Source organism: Paenibacillus sp. PvR133 (genome assembly GCF_017833155.1).
Lineage (GTDB): Bacteria > Bacillota > Bacilli > Paenibacillales > Paenibacillaceae > Paenibacillus > Paenibacillus polymyxa_B.
Map to the genome: position 1 here is coordinate 5890611 of NZ_JAFIBS010000001.1, position 14216 is coordinate 5904826.

General features: G+C 48.8%; 14 protein-coding genes. 5 read left to right on the forward strand and 9 right to left on the reverse strand.

All coding sequences use genetic code 11. The annotated features are described in order from the left end of the window. Positions 1–76: 76 nt before the first annotated feature. From JOE49_RS25750 to JOE49_RS25760, 3 genes are all read right to left on the reverse strand, one after another. Complete coding sequence (locus JOE49_RS25750) at positions 77–712, reverse strand: NAD(P)-dependent oxidoreductase (RefSeq protein ID WP_209943449.1); 636 nt, start codon at positions 710–712, stop codon at positions 77–79. A 75-nt stretch (positions 713–787) separates the two neighbouring features. Next, positions 788–1798, reverse strand: a complete 1011-nt coding sequence (locus JOE49_RS25755) for an MBL fold metallo-hydrolase (RefSeq protein ID WP_053325997.1) — start codon at positions 1796–1798, stop codon at positions 788–790. 23 nt (positions 1799–1821) lie between these two features. After that, a complete protein-coding gene (locus JOE49_RS25760; RefSeq protein WP_028541526.1) occupies positions 1822–2607 on the reverse strand; it encodes a class I SAM-dependent methyltransferase in 786 nt (261 codons plus the stop codon). A gap of 259 nt (positions 2608–2866) precedes the next feature. Between JOE49_RS25760 and JOE49_RS25765 the strand changes: the two genes are divergently transcribed. Then, complete coding sequence (locus JOE49_RS25765; RefSeq protein WP_053325998.1) at positions 2867–3745, forward strand: DUF72 domain-containing protein; 879 nt, start codon at positions 2867–2869, stop codon at positions 3743–3745. Here JOE49_RS25765 and JOE49_RS25770 read toward each other — a convergent pair. The 5 genes from JOE49_RS25770 to JOE49_RS25790 are packed head-to-tail and all read right to left on the reverse strand — an operon-like array spanning position 3737 to position 8779. Then, a complete protein-coding gene (locus JOE49_RS25770; protein WP_053325999.1) occupies positions 3737–4855 on the reverse strand; it encodes a tetratricopeptide repeat-containing glycosyltransferase family 2 protein in 1119 nt (372 codons plus the stop codon). The two genes, JOE49_RS25765 and JOE49_RS25770, sit on opposite strands and share 9 nt — an antisense overlap. Then, a complete protein-coding gene (locus JOE49_RS25775) occupies positions 4852–5727 on the reverse strand; it encodes a class I SAM-dependent methyltransferase (RefSeq protein WP_209943451.1) in 876 nt (291 codons plus the stop codon). The genes JOE49_RS25770 and JOE49_RS25775 overlap by 4 nt, the downstream gene beginning before the upstream one ends. Continuing rightward, positions 5720–7069 carry a nucleotide sugar dehydrogenase gene (locus JOE49_RS25780; protein WP_209943453.1) on the reverse strand — a complete coding sequence of 450 codons (1350 nt, stop codon included), beginning with the start codon at positions 7067–7069 and terminating at the stop codon, positions 5720–5722. Before JOE49_RS25780 ends, JOE49_RS25775 begins: the two co-directional genes overlap by 8 nt. A 2-nt stretch (positions 7070–7071) precedes the next feature. Then, positions 7072–8052, reverse strand: coding sequence for a polysaccharide biosynthesis protein (locus tag JOE49_RS25785; RefSeq protein WP_053326002.1), 981 nt, complete (start codon positions 8050–8052; stop codon positions 7072–7074). A 19-nt stretch (positions 8053–8071) separates the two neighbouring features. Then, positions 8072–8779, reverse strand: coding sequence for a glycosyltransferase family A protein (locus JOE49_RS25790; protein ID WP_209943461.1), 708 nt, complete (start codon positions 8777–8779; stop codon positions 8072–8074). Positions 8780–8994: 215 nt separating this feature from the next. Here JOE49_RS25790 and JOE49_RS25795 point away from each other — a divergent pair, with 215 nt between their 5' ends. Both JOE49_RS25795 and JOE49_RS25800 read left to right on the forward strand, forming a co-directional pair. Further along, entirely contained in the window at positions 8995–9708 is a 714-nt protein-coding gene (locus JOE49_RS25795) for a GT-D fold domain-containing glycosyltransferase (protein WP_023990040.1), read from the forward strand. Between the two features lie 258 nt (positions 9709–9966). Then, positions 9967–11094: an SGNH/GDSL hydrolase family protein gene (locus JOE49_RS25800; RefSeq protein WP_209943463.1), complete on the forward strand. Its 1128-nt coding sequence runs from the start codon at positions 9967–9969 to the stop codon at positions 11092–11094. Between the two features lie 151 nt (positions 11095–11245). On the opposite strand, the gene JOE49_RS25805 is transcribed toward JOE49_RS25800, so the two are convergent. Further along, on the reverse strand, positions 11246–11662 hold the full coding sequence (locus tag JOE49_RS25805; RefSeq protein ID WP_028541519.1) for a hypothetical protein: 417 nt from the start codon (positions 11660–11662) through the stop codon (positions 11246–11248). Positions 11663–11826: 164 nt separating this feature from the next. On the opposite strand from JOE49_RS25805, the gene JOE49_RS25810 reads away from it, so the two are divergent. Then, entirely contained in the window at positions 11827–13806 is a 1980-nt protein-coding gene (locus JOE49_RS25810; protein ID WP_209943465.1) for a methyl-accepting chemotaxis protein, read from the forward strand. 56 nt (positions 13807–13862) lie between these two features. Beyond that, the gene (locus JOE49_RS25815; RefSeq protein ID WP_081819216.1) at positions 13863–14039 is read left to right on the forward strand and encodes a YjfB family protein; all 177 of its coding nucleotides are present in this window, start codon (positions 13863–13865) and stop codon (positions 14037–14039) included. The last annotated feature ends 177 nt before the right edge of the window (positions 14040–14216 follow it).

The window sequence follows — 14216 nt, forward strand, 5'->3', positions numbered from 1 at the left end:
AGAACGCAATGAGTAGGTACACTTACCGCGCTCTGGTTGAATGCTTAAAAATGAAGCTATGTTTGGCGTTCCACGATCAGTAGGCAATGCCTACCCGTGTACGGATAAATTCGTAACTCTTGCATTGACGATAGGTAAAATCAGCCGTATCCGCGGTGGTAATTTGTGAGCCGCCTTCAGGCAAAAAATCTTTTTCCACACGATAAATCCCTGTCCGCGCTCCATCCGGCAGATAGGTTGGACATACAATTGTCCAGTCTAGTGGCGATTCACGCAGCAATTCGTACACTCGCCGATGTTCCTCAGCCGCACGAGTGCTGCGTCGCCGGGTCTCGGAGGACTCGTACCGATACAGGTCCGATTCGGTCCGGCTTTGTAAAATCCCTGCCGTTCCTACCGTAATGAGCCGGGAAATGGACTGCTCCTGCATGAGCCGGATCAGCAGGGCTATATTAGCGGATAAGGTAGTCGTTCCATCCGTATTCAGCGCACTGATCACAATCGTCGCCCCACCCTTCAGCGCTTGTGCTACGTCCTCTGCATTAGTGGCATCGCCTTGTACGATTTGCAGCTGATTACCGTATCCGGGTGCGTAATCCTCCAGCTTGTCCGGCGAACGAACAAGGACCGTAACGGCATGACCGTCCTCTGATGCATATTCTAATATATACCGTCCTACGCGTCCGGTAGCTCCCAGCAGCAGCAAATTCATAAAATCCTCTTTTCCGGCATGCATGCCGCTTGTCATGTTGCTTCGTCATGTCACTTGTTGGGTAACTTTCCGTGACTATTGACGGCAAAGGGGATGGAAGCGCGTGACTGAGTCCGTCTCGCACATAGAGGCCCGTTCACGGCGCACCAGTTCCACCAGATGAGCCAACGTCTCGGACATGGCAAACCTTAGCTGGTGAATACCCAGTTTGCCACCAAACATGGCAATGCACAGCTCATAAGCTGTGCTGCCCTCCGGTTGGATCAGCTGCTGGAATTTATCCAGCCGTTCTTCATGATGCGCCAGCAACGCTTGCGTCCGCTCCCGAAAATAACCAAACGGATTGCGGTGCCCCGGATATGCCCACGCTACCTCCAGCTCGCCTAGACGCTGCAAGCCGTCTACATAAGACTTCAACGGCTGGGCATCGTTGCCTGGCAGCAGACTGATATTAGGAGAAATCTGCGGCAAAACTGCGTCACCGCAGAGGATAACGCCGCTATTCGGGTCATATAAGGACACATGTCCGGGCGCATGCCCTCCTGTCTCGACGGGCAGCCAACTGCGTCCAGCCCATTCCAGACGAGCGTCCATTCCGGTAGGAATAACGGTAATCTCAGGCTGTGGATTCACTTGCAAATAAGCCTGCCGTATATGTAATTCCAAGGCCGACACTTGCTCCAAAGGAAAGCCATGCTGGACAAAAAAGCTAGGAAGCCTGTTCTCCATTGCGACCGTCGATTCTGGAGCGTCCCACATCATCATCGCTTCCTTATGGCTTCGAGCTGACATATGTACACGAGCCTGACTTTGCTGCTGCATCCAGCCCGCCAATCCGTAATGATCGGGGTGATGATGAGTTACCACAATGTCAGAGATATCCTCAAAGGACATCCCCAGCTGTTGGAAGACATGCGCCCATTCTGCCTCGGTATCCATATTGCGCGGCCCCGGGTCTACAATCGTAAAACCGTGCTGTCCCTTGAGCACATAGCTATTCACCCAGCGCAGCGGAAAGGACATGGATATTTTGACCTGAAAGCCTCCGTCTATTCGCTCACACGGTGTAAGCTCTGGCATTTTCATGGCTTCCCATCCGCCTTTCTGTTTCAAGCCCGCACGCCGACAAAAATCATTCGAGGCGAAGCATCTTCGATATATTGATCTTCATTATAGCTTCCGTGCACCTGCTCTACGGATAGTCCGGCTTGCTCTAGCAATCCACGGAACTTTTCATACGGATATAGCTTCACTCGTTCATGATACACGCGCGCGGGTTCTCCCTCAGTAGGAGTCGTACCCAGAGCAGAGGCTGCCTCAGTGGCCGTAACAGATGCGGCTGACCGAATCGCAATTTGCTTTTTCACAAAGCCATCTTCAATGACCCGATGCTCCTCAATCCAATTTCCTTCATCCTCCCGTGACGAATGCGGTACCAAATGAGCGGTTACGTAAGCAGGGTTCAAATAATCTATGATAAAGCGTCCTCCCGGCTTCAACAACCGATATATTTCCTTTAGTACTTTAAGCTGCTCCTCATCCTTTTCAAAATAACCGAAGGAGGTGAACAAATTCATCACCGCGTCATAGCTTTCATCCAGCGGCACCTCTCTCATATCCCCTTGATGCCAACTTACCCGTCCTTCGGAATCAGCTGCACGAGCCTCTCTCAGCAGCACATTGGAAAGGTCCACACCTGTCACCTTATAACCTGCATCTGCGAGCGCAAGCGAATGACGTCCCATCCCACAGCATAAATCCAATACGCTGGAGCCTTGCGGTAATTTGAGCCAGGAGATCATTTTTTGTACTTCCTGATAGGCCCCCTGAAAGTCGCGATGCTTGTATACCAATAAATAATCTTCCCCAAAGCTTTGCTCGTACCATTCTGCCATATCGTTTCTCCTCCATGAACTCATTTCGCTCTATTACATACTATATTAGCTTTTTCAAACTGGAAACTCAAAAGCATTACGAATAAGGGTTTTACAAAATCCTGAACAACAAACATGTTACAATAATCGTTATTTGAATCCATTTCATAATACCTTCAGTAGCTTTAATAAAGAGTACATGATCCACCCCATTTTATCATTAAAATGATTCATGGGAACGTCTTTAGAAGTATTCATAAGAGAAAGGAGCAGCAAAGTTATGATTCAAATTGGACTTACGGGTTGGGGCGATCACGATGACTTGTATCCAACGGGCACCAAAGCTAACCAAAAACTAAGCGTCTATGGAAGCCATTTTCCGGTAGTAGAGATGGATAGTTCTTTCTATGCGGTGCAGCCCACAGATCGTATGGCACGCTGGGCGGCGGAAACCCCAGACTCTTTTTCATTTCTCGTCAAAGCCTATCAAGGCATGACTGGACATACCCGCGGCAAGCAGCCTTACTTCAAAACAATAGATGCCATGTACGAAGCACTGCATGCATCCATACAGCCTCTTCGCGAAACGGGCAAGCTCAAAGCCGTGCTGTTTCAGTACCCGCCCTGGTTCGACTGTACACGTGAGAATGTCGCTGTACTGCGAGACACGAAAAAAAGGATGGGAGAGGTCCCATCCGTACTTGAATTCAGACATCAAAGCTGGTTCACACCCGATTTTCGAAAACAAACGCTGGCATTCATGCGTGAGGAAGGTTGGATACACAGCGTATGCGACGAGCCGCAGGCGGGACCGGGGTCAGTTCCCATTGTGCCGTTGGCTACAGACGGTAATCTGACAATCGTACGTCTCCACGGACGGAACATATCGGGCTGGAATCAAAGCTCCGCGCCTAATTGGCGGGAGGTTCGTTATCTGTATCGGTACAATGAACAAGAGTTGACCGAATGGAGAGACAGATTGCTGGAGCTGGAGCAGCAAAGCCGTGAGGTGTGCGTTATTTTCAACAACAACTCAGGTGGAGACGCCGCTGCTAACGCCAAGCAGCTCATGACCATGCTTGGCATGGACCCTAAACCTTTTCCACCTCGCAAGCCACCCGAAGAAGATAACGGGCCGGAACAGCTTGAACTATTTTGAGGAACAGGCTGAGGGTGGGAAGTTGGAAATAGCCTCCCTGAGCTTGCGTGCGTTATCCAGTAAATGCGGGTCGTTAGGTAAATAGCGTAAAGCGGTTTGGTTATGCTCATACGAAGCGTCCAGCTTACCTGCATGGGCGTAGCAATGGCTGAGCCGCACATGAGGTAACCAGGAGTAGCATGGCAGCGGAACAGGTCGCATACCCGGAAGCTGATGCTGTTGCTCCAATGCCTTTTCATACCAGTATGCGGCAGTGCTCCATTCGTTTCGTGTGAAAAACCAGTCACCGATCATGCAGCACAAGTCTGATTGCGGTACACCGTATCGAAAGGAGCGTAACAGACTATCCAGCTGTTGCTCCGGCTTCCCGAGGTGAAGATAGCATTCCGCCGAGCGCGCACAAGCGGTAATCCTCTCCTCCCGGTAGCCGCTCGGCTCCTCCAACAGATGATTGAACGCCTCTGCCGCCTCGGCATATTCTTTACGGTCAAAACATTCATTGGCATGCAAATACAGCAGACGCCCCTCCAGCTTGCCGCTTTCGCTGATCCACCTGGCGAGAATACGTTGATTACGGAGCGTGTGGTCTTGCATTCGGCGGTGTGTGACTGCCACATCTGAATGAACGATTTGCCCTTGAGGTATCACCAAATCCTCATGCAGACGTCCCTCCCAGCGATATTGTCGCTCACGCTTCACGAGACGGATACGGCGTGAGGTGAACAACAGTTCACCCTGCTCCCCCTCTGCCAAATGAAGTGGCATTACCACTGCGTCGATATCCATAGACAAACGCTGCTTCAAGGCACGCAGGCGCTCGCGGTCCGGCTCCAGCAGCACATCGTCCGCATCCAGCCACATGATGTAGGAACACGTCGCCTTATCAAACGATTCATTACGGGCGGCTGCAAAATCATCCTTCCATTCAAACGTATAAAGCCGATCCGTATAGCGGGCTGCTATCGTCTTCGTCTGATCCGTCGATCCCGTGTCCACAATGATGATTTCATCCATCAGGTCTGCGACCGAATCCAGACAGCGTGCAAGTGTCTGCTCCTCGTTCTTTACGATCATGCATAAGCTGATGGTCGTCATTGGATGCTCAGTCATGACTTCACGTCATCCCCTTTACCTTTGGCTGAATCTGCCTTCGTTTTTCCGGTAGACTCGCCATCAGTATATGCGCCTCTCCTTTCAGCCTGCGTCTTGTCTGTCTGTTCGACACGTGCATACCTTTCCAACGGCAAAAGTTGTTCCTCCATATGCCGGATTCGCTGTACCGCCTTGTCGAGTGCGGCCTTTCGCTGATTCATTTTGCGAACATGCTGCTGCTCCACCAGTCGAAATTGTTCCTCGTCCAGTTTCATCCACTCATTCAGATGCGCTACCTCTGGTTTGACCTCACGCAGTTCTTTCGACTTCTTGCGGCCTGCAAAGCACAAATATTTGTGATGTACCTCCAGCGCTTTTTCATCAAAATAAGGATACAACACACGGGAGAGGCTCCCAGCATAGTAAGTCCGCTTGTGATCATGGAACGGATGGTATCCATAAGGTACAGACAAGACGAGCGTTCCCTTTTTATTCAACAAGCGGTAAGCATGAGCCAGCAGGGTGTCGGGATGCGCAAAATGTTCCAAAATCTCCCCTAAAATAATGGTGTCAAATCCACCGGGAGGACGCTCAAATTGTGAAATGTCCTTTAACTGAAAGTGGACTCTTCCCCGGACGGGTGCGGATTCCTGACGAAGTTCTTTTTTCGCATAAGAAATGCTACCCTCTTCCAAATCAATGGCCGTTACCTTAAAGCCTTCTCGCCCAAGCAAAATGGACGTTATGCCCTGACTGCACCCAACATCCAGCACGGTACGCCCCTGTACATGGCGGCAAATCCAGTGAATTCTATTGCGGGTGGCTTCATGAGATTCCTCCGAATTGATCTGTCCGTAATAACGTTCGTTTACCTGATCACGGTTAGCCAACAGCGGCGCCCCCTCCATCACCGGGATGCCCCAAGATCACGACATGTCCACCTGTACAATGTGCGGTCGCATTACGTGTATCGAAGACCAGCGGGGCATGGTCGACCAGCTGTTGGTAATCCACCACAGAATGGTCTGTCGTGATGACTACGATATCTGCACTTTCCCATAGCTGAGCATTTGCCGTTCGAGATGGGATTGCTTCACCGTTCAGCTTAAAGCTCGATACATATGGGTCGGTGAAGCTCACCGAAGCTCCCATTTTTATTAGATGTTCAAACAGGACAAGAGCTGGGGATTCCCGAACATCATCAATGTCCTTTTTGTAGGCCACACCTGCCAGAATGATTTTGGCTTTGTTTATGGCTTTACCTTTCTGAGCGAGCATGGCTTCAATTCGCTCCGCAATATACAGCGGCATACGCCGATTCATGCGATCTGCCAAGTCCACGAATTCCAGTGGAAAACCATGCTGCTCGGATTTCCATGACAAGTATAGCGGATCAACCGGGATACAGTGCCCCCCGATGCCAGGTCCCGGATAAAAAGGCATATAGCCGAATGGCTTGGTTGCCGCTGCATCCAGTACCTCCCATATATTGATGCCAATTTTCTCGCAGGCGGCTGTCAGCTCATTGACCATTCCAATGTTGACGCTGCGGAACGTATTCTCGAACAGCTTGGCGGCTTCCGCCACGGTTGTCGAGCTGACTGGAACAATCTGGTCCAAAAAGGAGCCATAAAAACCCACTCCCGCTGCCAGACAATCCGGCGTGCAACCGCCGATCACCTTGGGTGTGTTGCGAATATTAAAATGAATGCTGCCCGGATCAACACGTTCCGGTGAAAAGCACACATAGAAATCCTTACCTACCGTCCAGCCCCTGCGCTGCTCTATCACCGGCCGAATCAGTTCCTCGGTCGTTCCCGGATAGGTGGTGCTTTCCAGAATCAACAGTGTTTGTCTACGCAAATGAGGTATGGCCTGATCAATAGCCGTTTCAATATAGGACGTATCCGGCTGATGTCCGTCTGTCAGCGGCGTAGGCACACAAATCACGACGATATCCGCATGCTCCAGCACCTTGATATCCGTAACTGGATGCAATTGCTGCCCGATCAGACCTTCCAATGCATCATCGCCAATGTCTATGATGTAAGACTTTCCTTGAAGCAGCTTGGCTACTTTGACAGGATCGGAATCTACACCATATACATCATAACCAGCCTGTGCCATTTCCACTGCCATGGGCAGCCCTACATAACCGAGGCCGATTACCGCAACCTTTACAGTTCCTTTAGTTATTTTTTCCATAAGCTGCAAAATACCCACCTCTTTCATCGTTACTCCATGCCTCGCAGTAGCTCAGCAATTCCAGCGCGATCCATTAACTCATCGTCCGAGCGATATTGATCGAAGCTCACTCGTTCCAATCCACCATATTGGCTCAGTAAGCGCTCGTCTGCTTGCTGGGGAAGAATAACAAAATAACGGTCATCATAGCGATACGTGTGCGGCACCTCATAGGGCGAAATCAGCACCTCATGCAGCTTTTCCCCACCACGTATACCAATCTCCTTCACTTTCAACGCAGGCTGTCCCGCCTGTTCTTTCATCACTTCTGCCAGATCTGCAATATTGCAGCCCTTCATTTTCATCACAAGGGTCTCTCCCCCAATTGCCGTGACAGAAGCCTTCAGCAGCAAGCCAATCGCCTCTCCGAGCGTGAGGAAGAAGCGTGTCATATCTGGGCTCGTCAGCGTTAATTCCTGCCCTTCCGCGATCTGGCGCTTGAACAGGGGCACGACACTTCCACTCGTCCCCAACACGTTGCCGCCGCGAATACACACAAAGCGAGTACGCTCACTTAAAGTGTTGGCGCGGATCATCAGTCTTTCACCGATCGCCTTCGTCATGCCATATACATTCACCGGGTCTACCGCCTTGTCTGTAGAGACATCAATTACCTTGGCGACTCCCTGCTCTATGCTGGCCCGGATCACATTTTCCGTACCGTGTACGTTCGTCTTGAAAGCCTCCTCTGGCTGTCTCTCACACACAGGGACATGCTTTAATGCCGCCAAATGGAACACATAGTCCACTCCGCGACATGCCTCCTGCAATGCCTGAAGATCGCGAATATCTCCAATCATGAAATTCAGGCGAGGATCAGATTGAAATTGCCGCTGCATGGCAATCTGTGCAAATTCACCGCGTGAGAATATCCGGATTTCCGCCGGTCCCTCCTTCAGCAATTCAGCCGTTAGGCGTTGCCCCCAAGATCCCGTGCCTCCGGTCACTAGCAGTTTTTTTCCTTTAAACAATATAATCTCCTCCTGACCGTTACGAATTGGCAATGTCTGTTCCCAGAAATTCAGCCAGCACAGCATTCATTTCATTCTCTGACAGCCGATCCTTCGCCGGCACTTTTTTTACCGAAGTATTTGCGGCATGAATGACGTTCACATAGTTGCGAAGTGGAATGACCTCATGCGGCAGCTCCGTTACATATCCGTGCGTACCCTTCCCAGGAATGACGACACGGTAATCATTTAGAAAATCCTCCACTTGATAGCGAAACACATAAAAAGAAGGCGAACGGTGAAACACCGGTGCCATCTGCCCCTCAACCGCATCCCACAGGTAACCCATCTGGTTCACCAGCGCAACCGTCTCCGGTTGAAACTTGTAATCATGTAACTGTTGTACAAATGACTGGTGGTATAAATCGTCGGAATCTATTCGAGCAATGAGCAGTTCGTCCGCGCCTTCGATGTACGCATGAATTCGACGTTTACTTTCGATGCTCGTACCAAAACGGATGTGGTCGGGAATGGGCTCATGTCGGGCTAGTTCCTCTTCCACAATGTCACTGCATCCGCCCGCCAGCTTGACGACAGATAAGAAATCCGTATTTGTCTGACTGAGTAAACTACGCAGCGTAAAGGTTCTGAATATATCCAGTCGCTCGCTGATCCACTCACGTGTCAGGCGGTAGGGATTCATCCCATAGTTATTAAAATTAATTTCAATTACAATCTTGCGATTCATTGATCTTCCTCCCTTTCAACCGTCTTCTCTCAAGTTATGAAGACGCCTCTGAAACGGCACGTACAGATGCAACGAATCTTGTAAAAATAGGTAGAATCCAAAAATAATAGCCGTTCATACAAAAACCTTTTTGCTTTCGACATATGATAGAATACAAAGTTTTTTGCTCCATCTGAAAAGTTGAACAAGCAGGAACGACAGGGAGGTAACATGTTATGACGAATCCAAGGTATCTGGAGATTGACGAGGTACTGAAACGATTGAAGCTGGCACTCGATCAGCACCAGTCCTTTTCGCTCATTCGTATTGGGGATGGTGAAAATTTGGTGTTGTCGCAGGACACCGTCTGGCCGATGGAAAAGGTATTACAGGAACGTTGGGCGGTCAAAGCCAATCTCGGTCAAAAGGGACTGTTTCTACCGAATACGGAACTACGGGACGCGGTGGCTGAGGCAGTGAGCAAAGCTAGCATTGCTGGCATTTTGCCATATGATGACGAATCTATTAAAGCACCATCCTATATGAAGCGGGAGCTGACCGATCAGGTCTTTGCTCACTATGCTCTTTCCCCCGCGCTGACCTGCCACGCCTGCCTGAATCGGTATTTGGCTGAGACACCCGCTTTCTGGGACATGCTGAAAAATCGACGCATTCTGCTGGTCACCCGGACGGCCGCTGAAGTAAAGCCTGTTCTTGAGGCCGATCCGTACAGGCTGAATATCGCGCACACGCTGGCATTTCATCAATATGAACAAATGCCTGAAACACTCCAATGGATCGCAGCACACAAAGATGACTTTGATATTGCGCTATTCTCTTGTGGTGTCAATGCAGTCGTGTTAGCACAAAAAACAGCAGAGCTAACTGGCAAAGTAGGTATAGACTTCGGCAAGGCGATTAATATCGTCATGTTCGGCAAAGCTAATTAATGAATAAAGATAATTTGTGAAAAAAATCCACTTAACAAGTAATCTTTGCTCCGTATATCAAAAAAGCACTAGCAAATTTCAGTTTGCTGGTGCTTTTTGCTATCATACATTTTCCTAAAGTCCGTGATCGAAAAGAATAATCCATATAAAGCCTTGGGCCCTTGCTTGTTTAGAAATAGAATTTGAGATTTCCTGTCACTTCTTTTACAATATTACAGAAACTAGCATTCATTTAGAAATTATGAGGAGGATGTTGAAATGTCACATAACAAGAGATTGAAGACATATCCACTTACAAAAGCAAAGCATGTAAAGGTTCATGGTCGAACTACGCAAACACGTACACCTCTTACTCTGTTTTGGACAGGCAGTGGCATTGAATTGAATATCAAAGGCTCAGAGCTGTGGATTGAAATTGAGGCCGATTACCAGGTGTTTGAACCCTGGATCAGTATTGTCATCAATGGGGTTCCGATGAGTCGCCTGATGGTGACCGCAGGACGACATTGGATCTGTCTTTTGAGAGGGTTGAACCCTGACACGGTCAAAAATGTCCGTGTGGTCAAGGATGTCCAGCCTATGAGTTCGGACTCGCGCTGCTTGTTGCAAATTCATGCCCTGAAGGTTGATGGGGAATTGCTGCCAGTCACTGATAAGCCCCTCAAGGTGGAATTTATCGGTGACAGCATTACCTCGGGAGAAGGAACGATTGGAGCGAAGGAGGAGACAGACTGGGTTCCCATGCTGTTCACAGCACTACGCAATTATACAGCCATAACAGCCGAAGCACTAAATGCGGACTACCGAGTGTTATCACAAAGCGGATGGGGTGTCCTAACAAGCTGGGATAATAATCCGCATGCGAACATACCGGCATATTATGAGCAGATATGTGGTGTGCTGACCGGTGAGAGAAATGAAGCATTAGGGGCATTTTCAGATCATGATTTTACCTCATGGCAGCCGGACGTGGTCGTAGTGAATTTGGGGACTAATGACGGGGGAGCCTTTTATTCTCCTGCATGGACGGACCCAGCAAGCGGGAAAGTGTACAAGCAACGCTTGAACGAGGACGGCACATTCAATGAAGAAGATTTACAATCTTTTGAAAGCGCTATCGAACGTTTTCTTGTCAAGCTTCGGACCTGCAATCCTGCTGCCCATATTGTGTGGGCCTATGGGATGCTGGGTACTCCGATGATGCCCTCAATCTACCGAGCGGTAGACGCGTACAAGAAAAAAACGAGGGATCGGAATGTGTCTGTATTCCAACTGCCTAACACGACGGAAGAAACGATAGGATCTCGCAGCCATCCCGGGCTCTCCGCCCATGCCAAAGCAGCAGATGAGTTGACAGTGTATTTGCGAGAGATTCTAAAGAAATAGAATCCGAGAAGCACAATCAACTCTGTAATTATAGCCACGAGTCTGCAGCAGATGTCTGTCTATGCTCGTGGCTAGTTAGCGCAGCGGACTATCCTAGGAGAACCACGAACAGGCAGCGAGCATTTACTATAGAAATAATCACCTGATATATTTACAAAAACGGAGTCGAAGCAATGCCCGTGAATACCTCTGGACCATTACGAACAGTGGTCGATACACCAGAAATATAAGAAGAATATACTGTTTGTATTGCCCAGGGAGCAGACAGATCCTGTGCATTAAAAGCTTGCGTTTCATTAGAACCAGTCACGCCCAGTACCCCCTCGGCGCGGTAGACTACCTCACTCGGATCATAGTCGGCTCCACGCACGATTTCAACCGCATACGTATCGCCAAGCTCACCGAGCAGACCAATGGAACCGCTAAAAGTCACAATCGGACCTGGCACAAGAAAGGTTCGCAGGGTGATCAAACCGAACCGCTCCGGTATAGGACCCAGCTGTATATCGGGACCCTCACCTGTTTTTGATGAATTGGTGGAGCTTCTCATATCCAGAAAAAAACCCATACCTTATCCCTCCAAATTGCAAGATACTCCATGCTATGCAAGAAATTCTTTAGCGTATTGGACAAATTAGTAATAAATCTATCAATTCAGCTCAAAATAACCGATAGTAAATACATATGATATAAATATTAGAAATGAATATGTAGATAGAAAGCAGGGGTTTGATGAAACAACTGAGACGACTCAAAACATTAACACTACGCAAGAAATTGACAGCAGCATTTCTACTGGTCATGCTTGTTCCAAGCATTATTGTAAGTTCTTTTTCTTATCAAGCAGCATATAAACAGACGGACCGCCAATTACTCGATAGTGCGACAACTAGCGTTACCGCATCCGATCGTGCAGTTACTCAAACGATTCAAGCCAAAATCGCTGATCTCGAATATTACTCTACGACGATGACGGCTAGTGATAACAGTGCCGAAGCAGATGAAGACATCCTGAAAAGGTTACAAGTGTATTTAAAAATGCATGCGGAAGCTGTTGATATGTTTGTAGGAACTCCCGAAGGAAAACTCATTATTGGCAAAGCCGTAGGCTCCACAAACGACCCTCGTGAACGTCCGTGGTACAAACAGGCCATGGAGAAACCCGGACAAACCGTAATCAGCCCTGTCGGACTCAATACGGCTAAGGTCCCCGTTGTATATATTTCACGTACACTTCCTGACAACAGTGGTGTTCTCGGTCTTTCGCTGAACCTAAATAATTTAAAAGAAATCACAAATTTAAAAATCGGACAAAATGGCTATATTATGATATTAGATGGTACCAAACGTATCGTTACCCACCCGACAGAAGTCAGCGGAAGTACCAAAATGGGGGAAACGATACCCGAATTATTTGCCTCCAAAGAAGGTAGCTTTAGTTACGATATTAATGGCGTAGATAAACACCTGATTTTCAAAACCAATACGCTGACAGGCTGGAGAATTGCTGGAACGATGGACAAAGCAGAAACCAGTGCCTCCGCCCAACCGATTCTTATCACGACGATCATCGTGTTGGTGATTGCAGCCATCATCATTGGTGTGCTCGCAATGTGGCTAATCAGCAGTATACTTAAGCCCATCCAAAGATTACGTAATTCTATGGATGCCATCAGCCAAGGTAATCTTTCGATTAACGTAGCTACGACCAGCACAGATGAAATTGGTGAATTATCAAGATATTTTCAACAAATGGTAGATAACCTGCGTAACATGATTAAAGAAATTCAAGCGATGACAGGCAATTTGTCGGCATCCTCGCAAGAGCTTGCAGCAGGTGCAGAACAAACGACCCGGGCTATCGAGCATGTGACCATAGCCATTCAAGATGTGGCTGCAGGCAGCGAACGCCAAGTGAGCAGCGCTAAAGATAATCAGGAACGGATTAGCGGCATGGCAACAGACATTACCGCTATGACTGAAACCATGGCTGAAATGACCACTTACTCCGCACAGGCCATTCAGGCGTCGGATGCAGGCAGCGAGCATATCGGCAACAGCGTCGTTTCCATTGATGGCATTCGCACTACCGTGGAAGAACTGGATACCATCATCAGTGCTTTGAGTGATCGCTCTGGACGAATCGGAACGATTGTCACCGTCATTACGGAAATCGCCAGCCAGACTAATCTGCTCGCATTGAACGCTTCTATTGAGGCAGCACGCGCAGGGGAGCATGGCAAAGGTTTTGCTGTCGTGGCGACAGAGGTCCGCAAGCTGGCTGAAAACTCAGCTTATTCCGCACAACAAATTCGTGAACAGATTCAAGGGATACAGAGCGGTGTATCTGAAGCCCTGATCGCTATGGAATCCGCCAAGGAACGCGTAAGTGATGGTATTAATTCCATTGACCTATCCGGTCGCTCCTTCTCTCGCATCCGTAGAGCGGTAGCCAAATCAGCGAAGCAGCTCGATAACGTCGCAGCTTCTACCGCTGGAGTCGCAGATGGAACGAGTTCAGTCGTCAGCAGCATGGAGGAAATTACACGCATCGCTGAAGAAGCGGCATCCCATACGGAGACCGTGTCCGCAGCCGCAGAGGAGCAGCTCGCCTCCATGGAAGAGATCGGTTCGTCTGCCGCAGATTTGACCCGTCTGGCGGAGCAGCTTCAAGATTTACTGACACAATTCCAATTAGATGAAACAAAATAACCGTTCCAACCGATAAATACAGAGAAAGAGTCTTCACAATGAGGGAGGGTTGGAACATGGATATCGCAGCATTATCAACAGGTATGAGTCAGGCCAGCTTAGCTCAAGCCGTAAGTATGAAGGTATTAAGTATGGCTAAGGATCAGGCCAGTGAACAAGGACAGGCTTTAGTGCAGATGATGGAAAAAAGCGTACAGCCTCATCTTGGCGGTCAACTGGACATTCGCGCATAAGTACATCCATATGCTTGGTTAAGGGCGATTCTGCTCAGGTCTGGACAGACCCGGGTAGAATCGTTTTTTATCTCCCTATTTTTCGTTCAGTACAAAACGTAGTAAACTAGACATATCGTCCACGACCTCGTTCGGAGGATAGCGCAACATTCACACGATTTACATTGAAAAAGGAGG